Annotated in this window: 19 protein-coding genes; 6 read left to right on the forward strand and 13 right to left on the reverse strand. The window is 40.3% G+C overall.

Annotated elements, in window-relative coordinates:
• The first annotated feature begins 14 nt into the window (after positions 1-14).
• Both GQR39_RS12200 and GQR39_RS12205 read left to right on the forward strand, forming a co-directional pair.
• Positions 15-1,493 carry an SLC5 family protein gene (locus GQR39_RS12200; RefSeq protein WP_007580003.1) on the forward strand — a complete coding sequence of 493 codons (1,479 nt, stop codon included), beginning with the start codon at positions 15-17 and terminating at the stop codon, positions 1,491-1,493.
• A 321-nt stretch (positions 1,494-1,814) separates the two neighbouring features.
• A complete protein-coding gene (locus tag GQR39_RS12205; RefSeq protein WP_165735735.1) occupies positions 1,815-3,947 on the forward strand; it encodes an alpha-galactosidase in 2,133 nt (710 codons plus the stop codon).
• A gap of 196 nt (positions 3,948-4,143) precedes the next feature.
• On the opposite strand, the gene recG is transcribed toward GQR39_RS12205, so the two are convergent.
• Genes recG through asnC form a run of 3 tightly spaced genes read right to left on the reverse strand, consistent with a single transcriptional unit; the run spans position 4,144 to position 7,470 of the window.
• Complete coding sequence (gene recG / locus GQR39_RS12210) at positions 4,144-6,225, reverse strand: ATP-dependent DNA helicase RecG (protein ID WP_165735736.1); 2,082 nt, start codon at positions 6,223-6,225, stop codon at positions 4,144-4,146.
• Positions 6,226-6,283: 58 nt separating this feature from the next.
• Positions 6,284-6,970 (reverse strand): tRNA (guanosine(18)-2'-O)-methyltransferase TrmH, encoded by a 687-nt coding sequence (gene trmH / locus GQR39_RS12215; RefSeq protein ID WP_007580009.1) that lies wholly within the window; start codon positions 6,968-6,970, stop codon positions 6,284-6,286.
• A 41-nt stretch (positions 6,971-7,011) separates the two neighbouring features.
• Positions 7,012-7,470, reverse strand: a complete 459-nt coding sequence (gene asnC / locus GQR39_RS12220) for a transcriptional regulator AsnC (protein ID WP_002958822.1) — start codon at positions 7,468-7,470, stop codon at positions 7,012-7,014.
• A gap of 197 nt (positions 7,471-7,667) precedes the next feature.
• On the opposite strand from asnC, the gene asnA reads away from it, so the two are divergent.
• Positions 7,668-8,663: an aspartate--ammonia ligase gene (gene asnA / locus GQR39_RS12225; RefSeq protein WP_165735737.1), complete on the forward strand. Its 996-nt coding sequence runs from the start codon at positions 7,668-7,670 to the stop codon at positions 8,661-8,663.
• A gap of 49 nt (positions 8,664-8,712) precedes the next feature.
• On the opposite strand, the gene GQR39_RS12230 is transcribed toward asnA, so the two are convergent.
• From GQR39_RS12230 to gmk, 5 genes are all read right to left on the reverse strand, one after another.
• Positions 8,713-10,320, reverse strand: coding sequence for a FapA family protein (locus tag GQR39_RS12230; RefSeq protein ID WP_024589558.1), 1,608 nt, complete (start codon positions 10,318-10,320; stop codon positions 8,713-8,715).
• Between the two features lie 151 nt (positions 10,321-10,471).
• Positions 10,472-10,864, reverse strand: coding sequence for a RidA family protein (locus GQR39_RS12235; protein ID WP_007580015.1), 393 nt, complete (start codon positions 10,862-10,864; stop codon positions 10,472-10,474).
• Positions 10,865-10,876: 12 nt separating this feature from the next.
• Positions 10,877-12,982, reverse strand: a complete 2,106-nt coding sequence (gene spoT / locus GQR39_RS12240; RefSeq protein ID WP_007580016.1) for a bifunctional GTP diphosphokinase/guanosine-3',5'-bis pyrophosphate 3'-pyrophosphohydrolase — start codon at positions 12,980-12,982, stop codon at positions 10,877-10,879.
• A 122-nt stretch (positions 12,983-13,104) separates the two neighbouring features.
• Positions 13,105-13,380 (reverse strand): DNA-directed RNA polymerase subunit omega, encoded by a 276-nt coding sequence (gene rpoZ / locus GQR39_RS12245; RefSeq protein WP_007378835.1) that lies wholly within the window; start codon positions 13,378-13,380, stop codon positions 13,105-13,107.
• Positions 13,381-13,505: 125 nt separating this feature from the next.
• Positions 13,506-14,126 carry a guanylate kinase gene (gmk, locus tag GQR39_RS12250; protein ID WP_165735738.1) on the reverse strand — a complete coding sequence of 207 codons (621 nt, stop codon included), beginning with the start codon at positions 14,124-14,126 and terminating at the stop codon, positions 13,506-13,508.
• 249 nt (positions 14,127-14,375) lie between these two features.
• On the opposite strand from gmk, the gene GQR39_RS12255 reads away from it, so the two are divergent.
• Entirely contained in the window at positions 14,376-15,851 is a 1,476-nt protein-coding gene (locus GQR39_RS12255; protein WP_165735739.1) for an NAD(P)H-hydrate dehydratase, read from the forward strand.
• Between the two features lie 22 nt (positions 15,852-15,873).
• On the opposite strand, the gene GQR39_RS12260 is transcribed toward GQR39_RS12255, so the two are convergent.
• From GQR39_RS12260 to GQR39_RS12280, 5 genes are all read right to left on the reverse strand, one after another.
• Complete coding sequence (locus GQR39_RS12260; RefSeq protein WP_165735740.1) at positions 15,874-16,305, reverse strand: VOC family protein; 432 nt, start codon at positions 16,303-16,305, stop codon at positions 15,874-15,876.
• Positions 16,306-16,505: 200 nt separating this feature from the next.
• Entirely contained in the window at positions 16,506-16,919 is a 414-nt protein-coding gene (gene rnk / locus GQR39_RS12265; protein WP_010555031.1) for a nucleoside diphosphate kinase regulator, read from the reverse strand.
• Positions 16,920-17,112: 193 nt separating this feature from the next.
• A complete protein-coding gene (gene groL / locus GQR39_RS12270; RefSeq protein WP_007580030.1) occupies positions 17,113-18,759 on the reverse strand; it encodes a chaperonin GroEL in 1,647 nt (548 codons plus the stop codon).
• Positions 18,760-18,807: 48 nt separating this feature from the next.
• Positions 18,808-19,095 (reverse strand): co-chaperone GroES, encoded by a 288-nt coding sequence (locus GQR39_RS12275; protein WP_007580032.1) that lies wholly within the window; start codon positions 19,093-19,095, stop codon positions 18,808-18,810.
• Positions 19,096-19,205: 110 nt separating this feature from the next.
• On the reverse strand, positions 19,206-19,682 hold the full coding sequence (locus tag GQR39_RS12280) for an FxsA family protein (RefSeq protein WP_007580034.1): 477 nt from the start codon (positions 19,680-19,682) through the stop codon (positions 19,206-19,208).
• 178 nt (positions 19,683-19,860) lie between these two features.
• Between GQR39_RS12280 and cutA the strand changes: the two genes are divergently transcribed.
• On the forward strand, positions 19,861-20,181 hold the full coding sequence (gene cutA, locus GQR39_RS12285; protein ID WP_007580036.1) for a divalent-cation tolerance protein CutA: 321 nt from the start codon (positions 19,861-19,863) through the stop codon (positions 20,179-20,181).
• Entirely contained in the window at positions 20,181-22,016 is a 1,836-nt protein-coding gene (locus GQR39_RS12290) for a protein-disulfide reductase DsbD (protein ID WP_165735741.1), read from the forward strand. The genes cutA and GQR39_RS12290 overlap by 1 nt, the downstream gene beginning before the upstream one ends.
• Positions 22,017-22,155 lie beyond the last annotated feature (139 nt).

Genomic DNA, 22,155 nt, shown 5'->3' on the forward strand with positions numbered 1-22,155 from the left:
CAGGAGACACACACATGTCAGATAACATTTTACAGCTGGTGGTTTTTGTTTTTGTCACCGCTTTAATTGGTGGCCTTACTTATTGGAAATGCCGAGGCCAAAATCGCAATAACGGACAAAGCCAAACCAAAGAGTATTTTTTAGCGGGCGGTGGCCTTACTTGGATGTTTGTTGCAGGTTCAATCACATTAACTAATTTAAGTACTGATCAGCTTGTAGGTATGAATGGTAACCAAATGGCTTTACTGGTTTGGTGGGAGCTTGCAGCAATTATAGGTTTGATTATTTTAGCCAAAGTGTTCATTCCTGTTTATTACAAATACAACTGTACAACTACCACAGAGCTTTTAGAAAAGCGCTATAACAACAAACATATTCGCGCTGTTATTGGTGGTTTATTCTTTTTAGGTAATGCACTTATTTATATGCCAGCGGTTATTTATTCTGGCGCGCTATTTATGCAAACCATGTTTAAGGTTGATATTCCACTAATGTATATTGCCACCGCATTTGCCATTATTGGTGCTGTTTATGCGTTTTTTGGCGGCCTGAGAGCAGTTGCTGTATCGGATACCTACAATGGCATACTTGTACTAGGTATGGCTGTTTTAGTCGTGTTTTTAGCACTTAATGCGATTGATTATGACTTTACGGGTATTCCTGAGGAGCGCTTAACACTCATAGGCGATGCTGATTCACCTATTCCGTGGCCAACACTTTTAACCGGTATGATCTTTATTCAGATGTATTACTGGGGTACTAACCAAACAATTACACAACGAGCAATGGCAGCACCTAATGTTAAAGAAGCGCAAAAAGGTATATTTGCAGCTGCGGGTATTCGTTTTTTAATCGTCCCTGCAATTGTGGTATTACCGGGTATTATTTCGTTTAAACTTTATGGCGATATTGGTGACGCTGCTTATGGTCGAATTGTGGGTGATGTAATGCCAGCATGGTTAACCGGTGTGTTCGCAGCGGCAATGGCAGCAGCTGTACTCTCTACTTACAACAGCTTATTAAATTCAGCTACAGCACTATATGTGTGTGACATTCACGAAGCGTACTTTAATAAAGAGCCAAGTGTTGTAAAGCTAAGTGGTTACGTAACATTGCTACTAACAAGCTTAACACTGGTACTTGTACCAATTTACCAGCAAGCAGACAGTATTATTAACTTACTACAGCAATTAAATGGCTTATTAAGTATGCCTATATTCTCAATTTTTGTAGTGGGTTTATTATTTAAAAATGTGGATGCACGTGCAGGTATTGCAGCAGTAATTTTAGGTGTTGTAATGTACGGCATGCTTACATTTGCAAACTCACCACTACATACTGACATTCATTACATTCACTTAATGCCAATTACACTGATTGTATGTGTCGCTTTTGCATTGATAGTAAATAAAGTGGTATTTGGTTTAAATGCGCAGTGGGCAGGTAAAACACCAGCACTTGATGACGCAGGCCAAGCACAAGTACAAAAATAACGTATAAATAGTTTAAGCTGACAAAGTCGGTCATGGGGAAACTCTGGCCGATTTTTTATATGTATTAAAAGCAACATGAGAACTTCAAAGCTAAGGTTAGTTTAATACTTTTTATTACAGTGGTACTTCCAGTGAGTTTATCTGACTATTTGCGATGTAAAGACTATCAAAACCTAATTTATATGATATATACTATTATTATTGAGTGTCACCGTCTGATAGATTGTGGCTCAAGCAAAGAGATACATTTAGTACATAGTGTAGCTTACTAATTTTCGTTATATTTATAACTCACACAATGAACAAGAGGATAGGAAAATCATGGCCGACACTAAATCATTTTATCGATTAGACAGTGTAAACAGCACCGTTATTTTCGACTGCCAGAGCAAAACACCGGCGTTACTGTACTTTGGTAAACGCCTATCTGAGCAAACAACAGAAACAATGCTAACTCAGCTTGCTACGCGTCAAGAAGTAAAATGTGCCGTGGTTGAAGAAGCGCCTATTTCTCTATCTCCGTTATTAGGCGAAGGCTTTACTGGTGCGCCAGGGCTTGAGCTAGTAAATGATTCAATCGCATGGTCAGTAGGGCCAGAGCTTCAAGAAGTTCGTCAGCCTTCAAGTGCGACAGTTGAGTTTGTAAGCGTAGATAAGCTTCGTGGTATTGAAGTAGTGCACAGCATTACACTTGATAAAAACACTGATGTACTAAGCGCACATACTGTATTAACTAATTTAGGCGACTTACCGCTAAGCGTTAACTTTTGCGCCGCGCCAACATTTCAATTGCCAGATAGCGTAAGCAAAATAGTGAGCTTTGAAGGTCGTTGGTCAAACGAGTTCCAACGTCAATCGGTTGATTTAGTCTTAGGCAGTTTTGTTCGTGAAAACCGTAAAGGCAAAACATCACACGATGTATTTCCTGGTTTATTAGTGCATAACGAAAATGCAGGCGAGCAGCACGGCGAATGTTACGGCTTTCATTTAGGTTGGAGTGGTAATAATAAACTACGCGCAGAGCTTTTAGCTGAAGGTCGTCGTTACGTGCAAATGGGTGAGCTATTACTACCTGGTGAGCTTACGCTTGCTAAAGGTCAAACGTATCAAAGCCCGAGCATTTATGGCTCGTTTTCGAGTGAAGGTTTTAGTGCGCTTTCTCGTAATTTTCATCGTTTTGTTAAAGCTAATTTACTTAGCCAAGCACAGCGTGAAAAAACGCGTCCTGTGCATTACAACACATGGGAAGGCATTTACTTTGATCACGACGTAGATACGCTTAAGCAGCTAGCGGACAGAGTAGCGCCGTTAGGTATTGAACGTTTTGTACTTGATGATGGTTGGTTTAAAGGCCGCCGTGGCGATAACGCTGGTTTAGGTGATTGGACAGTAGATTACAAAATTTACCCAGATGGTTTATCACCAGTCATAGATCATGTGAATAGCTTAGGTATGGAGTTTGGTATTTGGTTTGAACCAGAAATGGTTAACCCAGATAGTGATTTATACCGCGCGCATCCTGATTGGGTTTTAGGCTCTCAAAACAACGAACAGTTAAGCTTTAGAAATCAGCTAGTACTTGATTTAACGCGCTCTGAGGTTGTTGAGTACCTATACAAAGCAATTGACGATATTTTAGTTGAATACCCAACTATTAAGTACATTAAATGGGATATGAACCGCGATATTAACCATGCGGGTAATTTTGATGGTAAGCCAGCAGTGCACCAGCAAACATTAGCACTTTATCGTTTAATTGACCGTATTAAAGCGGCGCATCCAGGGCTTGAAATAGAAAGCTGTTCGTCAGGTGGTGCACGTGTAGATTACGGCGTACTTGCACACACAGACCGTGTATGGACGTCAGATTCAAACGATGCGCTAGATCGCCTTGAAATACAGCGTGGATGTTCGTTCTTTTTCCCATCGTCGGTTATGGGTGCACACGTAGGCCCACGCGATTGTCATATCACAGGGCGTAATGTAAGTATTGAAATGCGTGCTGCGGTATCAATGTTTGGCCACATGGGAATCGAAATGGACCCACGTGAACTGAACGATCATGAATACAATGCACTTAAAGCGGCAATAGCACTTCATAAAGAGCATCGTGAGTTTATTCATAGCGCCGATTTGTACCGCCTTGATAGCGACGATTTATCAATTAACTTTGGTTTAATCGATGAGCAAAAAACAAAAGCGTTATTTGCGTATAACAGCGTTCGTGAAACACCGCGTACAGCGCCTAATAAGCTTCGTTTTGTTGGCCTAGATGCCGATGCGCAGTACACACTTAATTTAGTGTGGCCGGTAAAATTTGAAGAGTATCGCCCATCTTCTATTGCTGCGGTAAATGGTCAAACATTTACAGGTGAAGCGTTAATGCAGTTTGGCTTACAAATGCCAATATCATTTCCGCAAACATCGCTTATATTTGAGCTTAATAAAGCTTAAATTTAACTAAGAGCAGTAAAAGGCGCTAATCGCTTTTATGCTGCTTAGCTTAGGTATCAGTAGTCAGCTCTATATTGTTTAGAGCTGACTTTTTTATAGCCTTTGTAAATGCTAACGAATAAATTTAGCATCTCTAACTTAGTAAGCTAATTTAGTAAATTAACTTACTAAACTCAAAGTATCGAAAATAGAGTGGTTACGCTTGCGCGTAATTTTGCTTATTACCCAACCAACGTTGAATTAGTGGGTCAACAGCTTCAGGGTGTTGCTTAAGCATTTGCTGTGCAATCGGTCTTACTTGGTTAAGTATGTGCTTATCGCGGGTAAGATCGGCAATTTTAAACTCGGCTAAACCCGTTTGTTTTGTACCAAGTACTTCACCAGGGCCACGAATTTCTAAATCGCGCTCAGCTATCACAAAACCATCGTTACTATCGCGTAGTACACCTAATCGCTTTTGAGCAGTATGAGACAGTGGTGCGTGGTATAAAAGCACGCAATGCGATGCAGTAGCGCCACGGCCAACTCGCCCACGTAACTGATGCAGCTGTGCTAAGCCTAAGCGCTCGGGGTTTTCTATAATGATTAAGCTCGCATTAGGGACATCTACACCGACTTCAATAACCGTAGTGGCAACTAAAACATGTATATTACCTGCTTTAAACTCACTCATAATGGCTTGTTTTTCAGCTGATTTCATTCGGCCATGTACTAAACCAACATTTAGCTCTGGTAGCGCTTCTTTTAACTGCAGTGCACTGTCTTCGGCGGCTTGGCACTGCAGTACTTCAGATTCATCAATAAGTGTACACACCCAATAAACTTGGCGGCCTTGCTCGTTACACGCTAATTTAACGCGAGCAATAATATCGTCTCTGCGAGTATCAGGAAGTGCCACTGTTGTGATTGGCGTACGCCCTGGTGGCAGCTCGTCAATCACAGACGTTTCTAAGTCGGCGTAGGCGGTCATAGCGAGTGTACGTGGGATAGGTGTTGCGGTCATAACTAGTTGATGAGGGTAACAATCACCAAACTTACCCTTTTCGCGTAGTGATAAACGCTGGTGGACACCAAAGCGGTGTTGTTCATCAATAACGATAAGCACTAAGTTATTAAACTTAACTTCATCTTGAAATAAAGCGTGAGTACCAATAATCATTTGCGCCTCACCAGAGGCGATTTTTTCAAGTGTTGCTACGCGCTCTTTGCCCTTTGTTTTACCGCCAAGCCACGCAACGGTTATGCCTAGTTGATTAAACCACGTTGTAAAATTAACACCATGTTGCTCTGATAAAATTTCAGTAGGAGCCATTAAAGCTACTTGAAAGCCCTGGGCAATGGCTGTTAGTGCACTAAGTGCTGCTACTAGGGTTTTACCTGAGCCTACATCGCCTTGTACTAAACGCATCATGGGATACGCGTGTTGCATATCGCCTTTAATCTCAGCAACTACGCGGCTTTGCGCATTTGTGGGGGCAAAAGGAAGTTGCTCTAAAAATTGGCTTTCTAATGTGTTTACCGGATTTAATGCGACGGCTTTAACTTGTTGCCCTTGCTCTCGTACTTTTAATAAGCTGAGGTTTTGAGCAAGTAACTCCTCAAATACAAGGCGCTGTTGAGCTGGGTGAGTACCTTGCTCTAATGCAGTTACATCAACATCATTTGGTGGGCGGTGCAGTAATAATAAGGCGTCACTTAGCGGCATATTTGATGGCTGCCACTGTGAAGGCAGTAGTTCTTCTACTGAGTATTTATTTAGTAAATCAATAGCCTGCTCGCTTAAAGCTCTAATCGATAGTTGCTTTAAACCTTCGGTTGTTGAATAAACGGGCGTTAATGTGGTCGCTACCGGCTGCTCGTTAGAGGTATCGCTGATGCTGTATTCAGGATGACTCATTTCAAAGCCAACGCGGCCACGGCGCACTTCACCAAAACAACGTATTATTTTACCTGCACTAAATGCGTTTTTTTGTGCGGCGGTAAAATTAAAAAATCGTAGTGTTAGCCTGCCAGTACCATCATTGATTTGGCAAACAAGCATGCGCCTTTTTCCAAACGTAATTTGGCTTGTTTCAATTGTTGCTTCAACACTTACGTGGCTGTGAAGTGACAACTCGCTAATAGCGTATAAGCGAGTGCGATCTTCATAGCGAAGTGGCAAATGAAAAAGCATATCTTGCACAGTTAAAATACCTAACTTTAACAAACGCTCAGCCATTTTTGGGCCGACCCCTTTGAGCTCTGTAATTGGGTATTGATTTAAGCTAGGTTTAGACAAATTATATCAATCTTATTATTTGTGAATAAGTTAAGTGTACTTACAGAGCTTTAGTCCATCAAGTATGTTTTAAAGCTTGCCAAAATTGCTCGTCAGCGACTATTTCGCCGTTTTCATCAAGTGCAGGGTAGGGTAATTTTTTTTGTTTGCACTGCCTAGCAATAATAGGATGGCAGCCTTCAAAGTAAAGTGGGTGCTTAACTTCGGCGCTCAGCATATCTCTATTATATAAACCAGCCAGCTCACGTTGACGCTGTGCTTCAAACAATATTAGCGCAGCAGCAACCGAAACATTTAGTGATTGCACCATGCCTTGCATTGGAATAATAATATTTTGATCGGCATATTCTAGAGCTTTTTCTGAGATCCCTGTTTTTTCTTGTCCAACAATAATAGCCGTTGGCTTGGTGTAATCTACTTCTCTAAAATCAACGGCATCTTCTGATAGATGAGTTGCGAGTATTTGTATTTCTGGATTGCGTTCACGCATTGCAGTAACTGCATCATCAATATTTCTATGTAGGTGCGTCTCTAGCCAGTTTTTACTGCCACCTGAGGTATTATTTGTTAGCCATTTTTGCTTTTCAGGCCATACAGCATGTACGTGATGGCAACCAACCGCATCAGCACTTCGTACTATTGCAGATAAGTTATGGTGTTTGTGCACGTCTTCTAAACACACGGTTAGGTCTGTTTGACGGCGCGAAAGTACGTCTTCGATTCTTTGATAGCGAGTTTGCTGCATGGTTATCCTCTTTTTTCGGCAATTATACGAGATTTTTACAGTTAAGGCATTACCGTACGGCTAATTGGGTTTTGTAGAGAAATAAGTGTTTCTGTTGATTGGATTGCTTCTATTGCCTGTATTTTATTAATCAGCACATCTTGTAAGTGATCAATGGACTTTGTCATTACCTTTATAAATATGCTGTAGTTACCTGTTGTGTAATAAGCCTCTACCACTTCCTCCAATGCTTCTAGCTTTATAAGCGTTTGCGGGTAATCACGTGCATTATTTAAATTAATACCTATAAAGCAGCATACATCGTAGCCCAGCTGTTTAGTATTAATCGTTAATTGGGTGCCTGTAATGATCCCTGCTTGCTTCATTTTTTCAATTCTTACGTGAATTGTCCCTGCGCTTACATTAAATCTTTTTGCTAATTCGGCGTACGCAGTACGGGCATTTGCCATTAACGCATGAAGTATCTGTTTATCGAGATTATCGATTAAATAATTTTCCATTATATTTTTATCATAAAATTGTCGAATATATGGTTTTTATACCACTTAATTGATGGTTTTTATATATTAAAGCTATTTTTGTTATGGGATATTGAATTAATCCTTTGAATCGTTACATTAACTTCATTAAGGACGCTAGTTAGATCGTTTTTTATCAATTAAGCAAGTAACAATAACTGGGAATGAGGCCAATTATTATGAGTTCACACTATGTGCAGCAACAGCAGCAAATAAGTAAAGTTAAGCAATTTTTTTCACAACAACTAGAAACCCAACTTGGGCTGGTTGAGGTTCAAGCCCCAATTTTGGCTAAGGTTGGCGACGGCACGCAAGATAACTTAAGCGGCCATGAAAACGCAGTTGCTGTAAATGTGAAAGCGATTACAGATAGCCGCTACGAAGTGGTGCATTCACTGGCTAAGTGGAAACGTAAAACACTGGCTACTTATGGCTTTAGTGTTGGTGAGGGTATTTACACTCAAATGAAGGCTTTGCGCCCAGATGAAGATTCATTAAGTCCTATTCATTCTGTATATGTTGATCAATGGGATTGGGAAAAAGTAATTAACGAAACGACAGAACGTTCGCTGGCAACACTAAAGCAAACTGTTCAATCTATTTATAAAGGAATAAAAGAGACGGAAGCTTTTGTAAGCGAGTCTTATGGTTTAACGCCATTTTTACCGGACGATATTAAGTTTGTGCACAGTGAAGAGCTACGTAAAATGTATCCTGATTTTAGTGCTAAGCAACGCGAAAAAGCCATTGCACAAGAATATGGTGCTGTATTTTTAATTGGTATTGGTGGCGCACTCGGAGATGGCAAAATTCACGATGTAAGAGCCCCAGATTACGATGATTGGTCTACGCCAACATGCGATCAATACATGGGTTTAAATGGCGATATTTTGGTATGGAACCCAGTGCTTGAAAATGCATTTGAAATATCATCAATGGGTATACGTGTAAGTCCGGAGGTTTTAAAAGCGCAGTTAAGTACAACTGGAGATGAAGACCGCTTAGAGTTTGATTGGCATAAAGCGCTACTACAAAGTAAATTTCCGCAAACGATTGGCGGTGGAATAGGGCAGTCTCGCTTGGCTATGCTATTGCTACAAAAGCAGCATATTGGCCAAGTACAAGTGGGTGTATGGCCAAGTCAAACTTATGATACGGTAAGTGGCTTACTTTAAATTGTAAAAAAGTGAGTTAATTTGAGTGCTCAATAGAGCACTCAATTTTTTAGTGTGTTTTAAACTCTATTTCAATTTTATTATTTAAAAGTTTAACGTTGCACGGAGGGTAATTGCGGATTGTTTTAAGTACTTTATCAAAAATATGAATCTCTACGCCTGAATGCAAAACAGAATTCACCGTTAAATTAGCGTCGCTAAGTAAATCGTGTAAGTCATGATCTAAGTTTGAAAGACGTTTTTCTAATTTCTCTGCTTGCTCACAATAATGTTTCTGAGTAGCGCCAATTTTAGTGATTAATATTTTCTTCTTTTCGGCATCCTTCACTAAATCAGTTTTTTCTAGCGCTGCTTGCAGCGTATCTAATTGTGCATCTGTTTTAGCTAAGTCTCTAAAGCAATTATCAGTATCCGCTGTTATTTCAGCACCAGAAGCTGCTAAATTAATAATCATTTTAGCACCTGATTCATTCCCTATTTCGCCAGCAATGAGAGTTGTTGCATCAAGTATTTCACCACCAAATATTTTACCTTTAGGTAAGTCTGGTTGGCCTACTTGCAGTAAGCGTTTAGCTTTCATTACACAATGGCTTGTTTGGCGATCAATAAAAATATTATTTGCATCGAGATAACAATACTGTGAGTGAGATACATGAATATCACCTAGCGCAATTAGCTTGCAAGAAAGTGACTTACTATCCACTTTTTGATGGCCAATAATGCCTTGTTTAACCGTGATGTTTCCGCCTGCGGTAAGCTCACCTGATTCAACTGTGCCAAATATAGTAATATCGCCTTTGGCAGTTACTTTCATCCCAGGGTCTATATTGCGAGTAACAATAACACTGCCTTGAAAGTCAATATGGCCGCTTTTTACATTTACATCTGAAATGGTAAAAATATCGTCGACACGCATACCATTATTAATTTCAACCGGAACACCAGCAATAGTAGAGACTAACTCAAGCGGATTCATTTTTGATATTTCAGTCCCTTCGCCTGCCACTAATTGTTTATTTTCTCCGGGCTTTGCGGGCAGTATGTCACCTATTACGGTAAAGCCTTCTTTACCGGGGGTTGCTGGTTGCTGGCGAATAAGCACAGAGCCAGGTTCTACGCTTGCAAGCTTGCCAAAGTCGCGCATGTCCACACTGCCATCTTCTTTGAGCTTGGGCGCTTTTAAGCGGTCTTTTAAAGTCTCTACGGTTGTTATTAGTTTAGTGGCTAAACCATCGCTTGGGAGCCTACCTTTAGCTAATATCCCTTTAACTACAGATCCCGCAGAGTGTTCAGATTGTTTTTGCAGCAGCTGTTCTAAAAAAGCTTGTTTATACCCACGCACAATGCCTGCTTTAACGAGTTGTTTTTTTGCATCTTCTAAACTTAATAACTTTCCACCTTGGGCAATCGTTAGCTCGCCAATGGCCAGCATTTTATCGTCGCTAATTGTTACATTTAAAGTGGCATTGTGTTTTGTTGCTACAACGAGAGTTTGTTGTGTGTTTTCGTTTTTAAAAAAATCATTAATAGCGTCATGATCTATTTTACAGTCGCAAAAAGCTGACTTTTCGAGAGCCTCTAAAATAAATGCAGCGCTGGGAGGAATATGTTCTTTTACATCAAGTAAAACATTTCCATTGTTGGCAAGCTTAAACACGAGTTAATCCTTTTTTACTACTTAAGTTAAGTTTGTTTTTTAAAACACAACTACAGATTGCTAGAAATTTACATTTGAGTCAAGAAGTCAGATAAAACGAAGTGCGGAGCGAAAAATAAAGGCTATAGAGAAGCTCTATAGCCTGTAATACTTAATTGGTAGAAGGTAATTCCATTATTCCGTCTATTTCAACTTGTGCACCTTTTGGTAGTGCACGAACACCTAATGCAGCTCTCGCTGGGTAAGGTTGTTTAAAGTATTGGCTCATCACTTCATTTACAGTGGCGAAGTTAGATAGATCAGTTAGGTAAATATTGATTTTAACTAAATCGTGAATTTTTCCGCCTGCTTCTTCACATACCGCAGCAATATTTTTAAATACTTGATGCGTTTGCTCGCTAAAATCTTCTGAAATCATTTCCATCGTTTCTGGAACTAATGGAATTTGACCAGATAAATAAACAGCGGTACCTACTTTAACTGCTTGGCTGTAAGTGCCAATAGCTGCAGGTGCTTTGTCGGTAGAGATAAATGCTTTATTCATGTGTTTCCTATTTTATTTTTTACGATAGACTTTTTGTACATCAGGCATAACGCGAATGCGGCGCATAATGTTAGCAACGTGGATACGGTTTTTAACGGTAACCCCTAAATCTATCACGTATAAATTACTTTCTTTTTCATCGGTGGCAATTTCGACAATATTGGCTTGGGTTGTAGCGACAACATTGGTTAGCTTAGCTAACGCGCCTTGATGGTTAATAATTTCAACTCTCAGAGCTGCAATATATTCTTTTTCTGGGTTATCGTCCCATTTTACAACTAAGTATTTAGAGCGCTCATTTTCCCAACCACGAATATTTTTACATTCTTGGCGGTGAACGGTCAGGCCCTTACCTTGGCTTATATGAGCCGTAATGGCATCGCCTGGTACAGGTCGGCAACACTTAGAGTAATTCACTAACATGCCTTCAGTACCAATAATGGTCGCTTTAGCTTGGCTTGTTATATCAGTTAAATCGTCATTGTCATTTTGCAATAAGCGCTTGGCAATTAACATACTCATTAAGTTACCAGAGCCAATTTCTACAAGTAATTCAAGAAGCGTAGTTAGTTCGTGCTCTTCAAGTACTCTCGCTATATTTTCATCAGCAATGCTATCTAGTTTGTTTTCGCCTAATGCCGAATCAAGTAAACGACGCCCTAAAAGCATAGCCTCTTCATGATGCTGGCTTCTAAGGTAATTACGAACACCTAAGCGTGCTTTACCAGTAACAATAAAGTTTAGCCATGTTGCATTAGGGTGGGCACCTGAGCTTGTTATTATCTCTATGGTTTGCCCTGTATCTAACGGCCTACTTAAAGGATGTGGCTTGCGATTAACGCGAGCGCCTACACAAGTGTTGCCTACATCAGTATGAACCGCATACGCAAAATCGACTGCGGTAGCGCCCATTGGTAGCTCAACAATACGACCATCAGGTGTAAATACGTAAATTTCTTCTGGGAATAGCTCAGTTTTTACATTTTCAATAAATTCAAACGATGAACCCGCACTTTGCTGAAGTTCTAATAAGCTTTGCATCCATTGGCGAGCACGTTGCTGCGAAGTATTACCTGCACCATCACCTGATTTTTTATACATCCAGTGCGCCGCTACACCTTTGTCGGCCATCTGATCCATATCGTGAGTACGAATCTGAATCTCAACAGGTATTCCGTGTGGGCCAACTAATGAAGTATGAAGCGATTGGTAACCATTAGTTTTTGGTACGGCAATATAATCTTTAAAGCGTGTTTCTATAGGCTTATAAAGACTATGAGCCACACCTAATACGCGATAACACGTATCCATAGAATCAACTGCAATTCTAAACGCGTAAATATCCATAACTTCGTTAAATAGCAGTTCTTTATTAAGCATTTTTTTATAAATACTATATAAATGTTTCTCACGGCCAGACACAGTCGCTTTAATGCCTGACTCTTCAAGACGTGCTTCTATTTCATGTTGGATATTAGTGATAACTTCTTTGCGATTACCACGTGCTTTAGCTACTTCAGATTTAAGTGCGCGATGACGCATAGGATACAAGGCTTGAAAACCTAAGTCTTCAAGCTCATTTTTAATATCGTGGATACCTAAACGGTTTGCTATTGGCGCGTAAATCTCAAGCGTTTCACGTGCTATTCTGCGGCGCTTATCTGGGCGCAGTGCCCCTAAAGTACGCATATTGTGCGTTCTATCAGCAAGCTTGATTAAAATAACTCGAATATCTTGAGTCATTGCCATAATCATTTTACGGTAGTTTTCAGCTTGGAATTCTTTTTTATCTTTAAAGCTAAGTTTATCGAGCTTACTTACACCTTCAACGAGTTCTGCCACTGTTTCGCCAAAAATTTCGGCTAAATCTTGTTGGCTAAAATCAGTATCTTCAATTACATCGTGCATTAGCGCGGCCATGAGCGTTTCATGGTCAAGATGCATGCCTGCAAGAATTTGGGTTACTTCTACTGGATGAGTTATGTAAGGTTCGCCACTTGAGCGAGTTTGTCCTTCATGGGCCTCTCGGGCTACCACGTAAGATTTTTGAACCAGCTCTACATCAGCAGCGGGCAAGTATTCTGAAATTTTCTTTTTAAGACCTTCAAAAAGATACATTCACACTCCAATGTTCTAGTGAAGCAAATTAGGTAAGCTACGAATATACGATGAAATGAAAGGATTGCCAACGGCTATAGTAGAAATACTGCGCCGTTGGCTAAATCAGACCGGGAGGTCGATTATTGGTTGCCACCAACAATGGCAGCAACAGCAGCTAATTCTGCTGCTTCTTGGTGTTGTTGTTCTTCACGGTCAATTAAGTCCATTGAAGCGCTATCAACTAAACCTAATTCAATTTCACGTAAAGCAACTACCGTTGGCTTATCGTTTTCAGGGTCTACTAGTGGAGTTTTACCACCAACAGCAATTTGGCGGGCACGACGAGCCGCAACTAAAATTAAGTCAAAACGATTACCAACTGCATCTACTGCATCTTCAACTGTTACGCGGGCCATCACAGCACTCCAAAAATAATTTAAAAGCAAAGACGTAGTTTACTCCAAGGAGCCACTTTCGCCAATAGCCAGTGTTCAATTTTTATCAGTTTTACTTGCCTAAACCTAATTTAAGTAAGCTTAAATTATTTAAGCAGACTATTTAGTAAAACTTGATGACGATCTTCTTGCGCTTTTAGTGTTAAGCGCTGAGCCATTACAATCATTTTTATGTCGGCAAGTGCGCTCTCAAAGTCATCATTAACAATTACATAGTCGTATTCGTTATAATGTGATGTCTCAGATTGTGCTTTTGCCATACGAGAGGCAATAACTTCAGCCGAATCTTGGCCACGGTTATTTAAGCGTTGTTCTAATTCTTCTTTTGAAGGCGGTAGAATAAAAATAGTTTGTACGCTTGGCATAATTTTGCGCACTTGCTGAGCGCCTTGCCAATCAATATCTAAAAACACATCAATACCCGCATCAAGCTGCGACTCAATAGCCTGCTTTGATGTGCCGTAGTAATTATCGAATACTTGAGCCCATTCAAAAAAGTCATCTTTGGCAATAAGCGCTTTAAATTCTTCTGTAGATGCAAAGTGATAATGCACGCCATTTTCTTCACCTGGGCGAGGGGCGCGAGTTGTATGTGATACAGATACTTTCATATCAGCATGTTTTTTTAATAACGCATTGATTAAGCTTGATTTACCAGCACCAGAAGGGGCTGACAAAATAAATAAGTTACCGCGAGTTTGTGCCATGTTTTTCTCTACCTAAAAATAAACAGGCTTGGGTTACAAGTAAACCAAGCCTTTAATTAACTGCATTGTACTTTAATTAGCTCACCTTGCTCAAGTTAGTCGTGCTCATGTTGGTCATGTCCAAATTGGCTTAGGAGTATTTTGCTAAGTTAGATTTTAAATAAAATTGCAGTTTAAATTTATCAACAGAACTAGCCGCTAGATATAAGTATTTGATAAGGTGAAGTATCACCTATTAAAGGAGCCTTTATGCTTAATAAAACCTTATTTACCGCACAACAAGTAAGAGACAACGAAGCTTTAGCGGCTAAAAATAGTCATTGCGATTTATTTACCCTAATGCAGCGAGCAGGAGAGGCTGTATATAAGCAATGGCAGCTATTTGATGCACAGCATACATTAGTCATTGTTGGCCATGGTAACAATGCTGGAGACGGTTACATTGTAGCTAGGCTGATCAAGCAATCAGGTAAAAATGTAACAGTATGTGCTGCTGAACCCGAAAAAACATTAAAAGGTGATGCTGCAAAAGCGCAGCAGCTATGGGTAGAAGCGGGTGGGGTGGTTTCTCATTTTACAAAAGATGCTCTTAATGAGTGCGATATCGTTATTGATGCGCTCCTTGGTACTGGGCTTAAAAACACAGTGCGTGATAACTTTGCGGGCATAATTAAAGCTCTAAATAACAGTGATAAGCCCGTAATAAGCATTGATATACCGTCAGGCATTGAAGCAAATACAGGACAGCCTTTAGGGTGCGCAGTACAAGCGACTTCAACCGTTACTTTCGTGGGTATTAAGCAAGGGCTCACAACGACGGCAGGTAAACAATATAGCGGTAAGTTAGTATTTGATGACTTAGCAATTGGCGATGCGTTTACTTGTATCGCTCAATCATCAGGAACCCTTGTTAATATCAATAGCTTTAAAGGAATAGCCACGCGGGCAATCAATAGTCACAAAGGAAGCCACGGTAAACTTTTATGTGTTGGTGGTAACCAAGGTACTGCAGGTGCAATTAGGTTAAGTAGTGAAGCAGCTCTAAGAACGGGTGCTGGCATGGTAAGAGTGTATACACACGAAAGCTCAATAACGCCTATTAGTATTGGCAGACCAGAGCTTATGGTAAGCAGTAATAACTTACATCAAGCGCTAGAGTGGGCAAGCTGCGTTGTTATTGGCCCAGGGCTTGGGCAAGACGAGTGGGCACAACAAACATTCGATGAAGTAATGCAATATTGCCAAAACAATAAAATGCCATTGGTTATAGACGCAGATGCTCTTAATTTACTGGCTAAGAAAGCTTCATCATACACGTTAGAGCAATGCGTACTTACTCCACATCCCGGCGAAGCTTCGCGACTGCTAAGTGTTAGCACCAGCGAAATCGAATCTGATCGTTTTAATTATGCTCGCCTTTGCGCCAAGCGCTATACCGCGACTTGTGTATTAAAAGGCGCTGGAACATTAATAGATAATGCCCAGCAAACATGGGTATGTGAAGATGGCAACCCGGCACTGGCCGTTGGAGGCAGTGGCGATGTACTCACTGGTATTATTGGTGCCTTACTTGCTCAAGGTTTAACTATTGATGAAGCAGCACGCTATGGTGTAACACTGCATGCTAAAGCCGGTGATATCGCAAGTGAGCGAGACGGGCAAAGGGGAATGCTACCCAGTGATTTATTCCCAATTGTAAGAGAGTTAGTTAATAAAGTGACGTGAGTTTAAGCGTCACTTTATCGTACTAATTATTAAGCTGCAGTAAATCCCATTTTGTACCATATAAGTCTTCAAAAACCACTACGGTGCCATAGGGTTCTACTCTAGGCTCTTCGTTAAATGTAACGCCTTTAGAAAGCATTAAATTATAATCTCGCCAAAAGTCATCGGTATGCAAAAATAAAAACACGCGACCACCCGTTTGATTACCAATAGCGCTGATCTGTTCGGGTGTTGTGGCTTTAGCAAGCAGTAGATTAGTCCTGCTCGAATTAGTCCCATTTGAACTAGCCCCGTTTGAATTTGGAGGTGAAATTAACACCCAGCGTTTACCATCTTCTAAATCAGTATCCTCCACTAACTCAAAGTTAAGCTTTTGAGTATAAAACTCAATTGCCTCGTCGTAGTCCTTAACAACTAATGCAATGCTGCCGATATGCTGTTGAACGTTAGTCATGTTTAGATCACTCCGTACTATTAAATAAATGTGCTTTTTATCATATTTAGTAAACGATTACGCAGGGTATATGCCCGCAGTATGTAACTTAGTTATAGGTATAAATTAAACAATATCAATCTGCTTTATAATAAAAAGCAAAACCCAGCCGAGGCTGGGTCTACTTTAAATCGATTTTTAGTACTAAGTGCATAAAGTGTTTATCTGTGTAATTCACCAGCACGTTCTGGTTGATAGGTTACTTCTTTTATTTTTACCTTTATTAAGCCGCCACTCGGTTTAGGCCACTCAATTTCGTCGCCTTGGTTTAGCCCAAGTAATGCGCTACCAACGGGTGATAATATCGATATTTTATCGCCGCTAGAGTCACTGTTTTTCGGGTACACCAAGGTTAACGTAAATTCTTCTTTAGAAGACTCAACAATAAAGTTTACAGTTGAGTTCATCGTTACAACTGACGATGGCATATCTTTAGGTTCGACTATTGTTGCTCGTGCCAGTTCAGCTTCCAATTCTTCTTTATTAGCAAAGCTACCTGCAGGCAATGATTCCATTAAGTCATACAATCTATCTGCATCGAGTGATGAGATGATTAGTTCAGGTTTTTTATTCATCTTAATATCCTTAATAATTTTTAATAAATAAAATTAACTCTGAGTATGGCTTGGCATGCATTTAAGAAGCAAAGGGATACGCGAAGTCATTTTATTAATTAGCCACACCTGTGGCTTTTACTTTATTTGTGCCCAATAGCTAAAAACCCAGCCGAAGCTGGGTTTTTATTTGAGCTAGGTGTTTAGAGGATGATTACATCATGCCGCCCATACCACCCATTCCGCCCATGCCACCCATATCAGCGCCACCAGCTTCATCTTTTGGGATTTCAGCTACCATTGCTTCAGTAGTGATCATTAGACCCGCAATAGACCCTGCAAACTGTAATGCAGAGCGTGTTACTTTAGTTGGATCTAGGATACCCATTTCAATCATGTCGTTGTATTCGCCAGTTGCTGCGTTGTAACCAAAGTTACCGTCGCCGCCTTTAACTGCGTTAATTACAACTGATGCTTCTTCGCCAGCGTTAGTTACGATTTGACGAAGTGGTGCTTCCATTGCACGAAGTGCAACTTTAATACCGTGGTTTTGATCTTCGTTGTCGCCAACTAAATCTACCAGCTTGCTAGCTGCACGTACAAGTGCAACACCGCCACCAGGTACTACGCCTTCTTCAACCGCTGCACGAGTTGCATTTAATGCATCTTCAACGCGGTCTTTTTTCTCTTTCATTTCCATTTCAGTAGCAGCACCTACTTTGATTACTGCAACACCGCCAGCTAATTTAGCCATGCGCTCTTGTAGTTTCTCTTTATCGTAGTCTGATGTTGCTTCTTCGATTTGTGCTTTAATTTGTGAAACACGGCCGCTAATACCCGCTTCTTCACCAGCACCATCAATGATTGTTGTATCATCTTTAGTGATAATTACGCGCTTAGCTGTACCTAGGTCTTCAACTGTTGCTTTTTCAAGCTCTAAGCCTATTTCTTCAGAAATAACAGTACCGCCAGTTAATACAGCGATATCTTGTAGCATTGCTTTACGACGGTCGCCAAAACCAGGTGCTTTAACTGCTGATACTTTAACAATACCGCGCATGTTATTAACTACTAATGTAGCTAGTGCTTCGCCTTCAAGGTCTTCTGCGATGATTAGTAGTGGTTTACTTGCTTTAGCAACCGCTTCTAATGTTGGTAATAATTCACGGATGTTAGATATTTTTTTATCTACAAGTAGAATAAATGGGTTATCTAGCTCAACAGTGCCTTTTTCTGGGCTGTTGATAAAGTAAGGAGATAAGTAACCACGGTCAAACTGCATGCCTTCAACAACATCTAGTTCGTTTTCAAGTGATTGACCTTCTTCTACAGTAATAACACCACTGTTACGGCCTACTTTTTCCATTGCTTGTGCAATGATATCGCCAATCTCTTTATCAGAGTTAGCTGAAATAGTACCTACTTGTGCAATTGCTTTAGTATCAGAACAAGGAACAGATAACGCTTTAAGCTCTGCAACAGCAGCAATAACTGCTTTGTCGATGCCGCGCTTAAGATCCATTGGGTTCATGCCTGCTGCAACAGCTTTAAGGCCTTCATTAACAATAGACTGTGCAAGTACTGTAGCGGTAGTTGTACCATCGCCGGCTGCATCATTTGCTTTAGATGCAACTTCTTTAACCATTTGTGCGCCCATGTTCTCAAACTTGTCTTCAAGTTCGATTTCTTTTGCTACAGATACACCATCTTTAGTGATAACTGGTGAGCCAAATGATTTATCTAGTACAACGTTACGGCCTTTAGGACCTAATGTAACTTTTACTGCGTTTGCCAGGATGTTTACGCCAGTTAGCATTTTAGCGCGTGCGTCACCTGCAAAAAGTACTTCTTTTGCTGCCATGTTTTAAATTCCTCTAAATTCTTAAATGTTTATAAATGAAAAGTAGGTTTAGCCTACAATGCCTAAAATATTATCTTCACGCATGATCAGGTACTCTTGACCTTCGATCTTTTCAACTTTTTCAACATATGAGCCAAATAACACAGTGTCACCGGCTTTAACTTCTAACGCTCTCACGTCACCGTTTTCTAAAACGCGACCATTACCTACGGCTACAACTTCTCCGCGAGTTGATTTTTCAGCTGCAGAGCCAGTTAATACAATACCGCCAGCAGATTTTGTTTCTTCTTCTAGACGTTTAACGATTACGCGATCTTGTAAAGGACGAATGTTCATGTTTTTTAGTTCTCCTAACAGTTTCTGAACAGTACAGAAAAAAGCTTTTCTAATTTGCATTCATTAATGGGGGTAGAGTGAAAAATTCCAAGAGAAAAAACGATAAATTTTTAATCTTTTCGCTCATATTCACCATCAATAGTGGTTGGTCGTTCCATTTGCCCTTGCTCTCGTTCAGCATGTTGCTGCCCAGCAAACGGCGATGGCCCTTGTTGCATGCCTGCGCTCATTCTAACAGTTGCTTGGCTAGCAAGGCCTGCAGCCAATTTGTTACGAATTGCAGGGGTTAATAATAGTAGCCCAAATACGTCAGTCATAATGCCAGGAGTAAGGAGTAATACACCTGCAATTACAACGCATATTCCGGTAAATAATTCTTTGGCTGGCATTTGCCCTTGCGCCATTTGCGCTTGTACGTTTTGCAGCGCCCCCATACCTTGTGTTTTAACCATTTTGGCACCTAAAATCGCCGTAATAACAACAAGTGCAATTGTTGCAAATCCGCCAATCACGTCGCTTACTTGAATCAGCAAAGCGATTTCGATAATAGGGATGATAATAAACAACACAAATAAAAATCTAAACATAGCGCTCTCTAAATAATGACACTCAAAAGAGTTGATGAAATATAAATGAGGGTGACGAGGTCTCTTTTCAAGGTTAGGGCATAGGTATCGTCATTTTACTGATATTTTAGCGTCTACACATTGTATCGGCTATCAGATACTATGATGATAGACACTGTCCAATAAGTATAGGTTCATAATGACTACGCATTTTAAAATGATTTTTACGACCTGCAAAGACGAAGCAGAAGCACGCACACTTGCAAGGGCGTTGGTAGAAAAAAAACTAGCTGCTTGTGTAAATATTTTACCTAACATGGGCTCTATTTATATGTGGGAAGGCGAAGTTGCAGAAGCAACTGAAGCTAAGCTACTTATAAAAACGAAATCAGACAAAATGAACGATGTGTTTCTAACAATAAAAGAGTTACATAGCTACGAAGTGCCAGAGATTCAGGTTTTAGAAGTTTCTACGGGAAATTTGGCGTATTTTAATTGGATGGACGAGGTACTGAATTAATGCGTTTTTTCTTTTTATTGTTGGTTACATTATTAACCGTACCTGTAAAGGCTGCGACTAATAATGTGCTTGGTGATCTACTTGGGCCTCCTCAACACACTTTTTTACCTGTAGACCAAGCGTTTGTATTTGACTTTGATCAGCAAGGCAGCACCTTGTTTGTAGGTTGGGATATAGCGCCAGACTATTATTTATATAAAAAGAAAATAGAAATCATTGCCAAGGGCGCAAACATTCAAGTAGGTGACTCGGGTAGTGGCGAAATTATTGAAGATGAATTTTTTGGTAAAACAGAAGTCTTTTTTAATACCGCGAGCGTTGTTAGTAAGTTAAGTAATATCACTGAGGGAGCGGTTGTTAAAGTTCGCTATCAGGGCTGTGCAAAAGCGGGGCTTTGTTATCCACCAGAAGTGATTAGCATTCCACTTAGTGTAATTAGTGGCGCACAGATTAAAAATGTAGATCAAAATAGCGCTACAGATGAAGCGGCAACAGCGCAAAGTACATTTGCAGCACTCAACGATCCAACGACTGAACCTACAACAAACTCAGGTGACACCGAAAAAGAACTGACTTTTACTGAGCAATTAGCCAGTCAGAGCTTAATAACTAATTTACTCATATTTTTTGCTGTTGGTGTAGGCCTTGCTTTTACGCCGTGCGTATTTCCAATGTTTCCTATTTTGTCGAGCTTAATTGCGGGTCAGCAAAACCTTTCAACTAAAAAAGCGTTTGCGTTGTCGTTTGTATATATACAAGGTATGGCAGTTACCTATGCAGCGCTTGGCTTAGTTGTTGCTGCGCTTGGTGGGCAAGTGCAGGGGTATTTACAGCATCCATTTGTGTTAATCAGCTTTAGTTTATTGTTTGTATTATTGGCTATGTCGATGTTTGGTTGGTACGAAATTAAACTGCCAAGCAGTATGATGAGCAAGCTAACCCAAGTAAGTAACAACCAAAAAGGCGGCAACTACGTTGGCGTATTTTTAATGGGTGTACTTTCGGGCTTAATAGCATCACCTTGTACTACTGCGCCATTGTCGGCGGCACTGTTATTTGTAGCGCAAAGTGGTGATTACTTAGTAGGTGGTTTAACACTGTACGTGCTCAGTTTAGGTATGGGGTTACCACTTTTATTACTTGGTACATCTGGCGGTAAATTGCTTCCTAAAGCGGGTGGTTGGATGGAGCAAGTTAAAACCTTGTTTGGTTTTGTGATGCTCGTTGTGCCGCTTATATTACTTGAGCGACTAGTAAGCGCCGACATTATATTATTAATGGCAGGTGTGCTTGCATTAGCAACAGCACTGTACTTACATCATTGGCAAAGTAGCCAAACACAAAGCAAGTTAAAAACTGCATTATGGTTTGCTGCAACTCTATTAGTTATTACAGGCTTTACGTTAACTAAAAACTACTTTTGGCCAGTACAAGTACAAACAGTACAGGTAAGCTCACAAAATAATGAGTTTAAACAGGTTGCTGATTTAGCAGAACTAAAAGAAGCAGTTGCACAAGCAAACGACGAAGGTCGAATGGTTATGGTCGATTTGTATGCCGACTGGTGTGTGGCGTGTAAAGAGTTTGAACATTACACCTTTCCTGATGCCAAAGTGCAAAGTGAGTTTAGCCACTATCAGCTTATTCAAATTGATTTAACTGAGAGTGATAATAAAACAATTGAGCTAATGGAAGAGTACACGGTGTTTGGTTTACCTAGTATTTTGTTTTTTAATACTCAAGGACAAGAGCTTAGTACGCAGCGCGTAACGGGCTTTTTAAATGCAGAGGACTTTGCTAAACACCTAGCAGTTGTGCGCGCCAGCGCACAATAATAGTGCAATAGTGCCACTTGAATTGACTAAGTGGCACCTTCTTAATTCTTCTTATATTTGTACCCACGACACTGATAAGACCAGTATTTTGCTGCTATTTACGTCGAAATCACTATAATAGTTGGTTAACGTGAGAAAT

It is taken from the genome of Pseudoalteromonas sp. C8 (assembly GCF_011378685.1).
GTDB lineage: Bacteria > Pseudomonadota > Gammaproteobacteria > Enterobacterales > Alteromonadaceae > Pseudoalteromonas > Pseudoalteromonas arctica.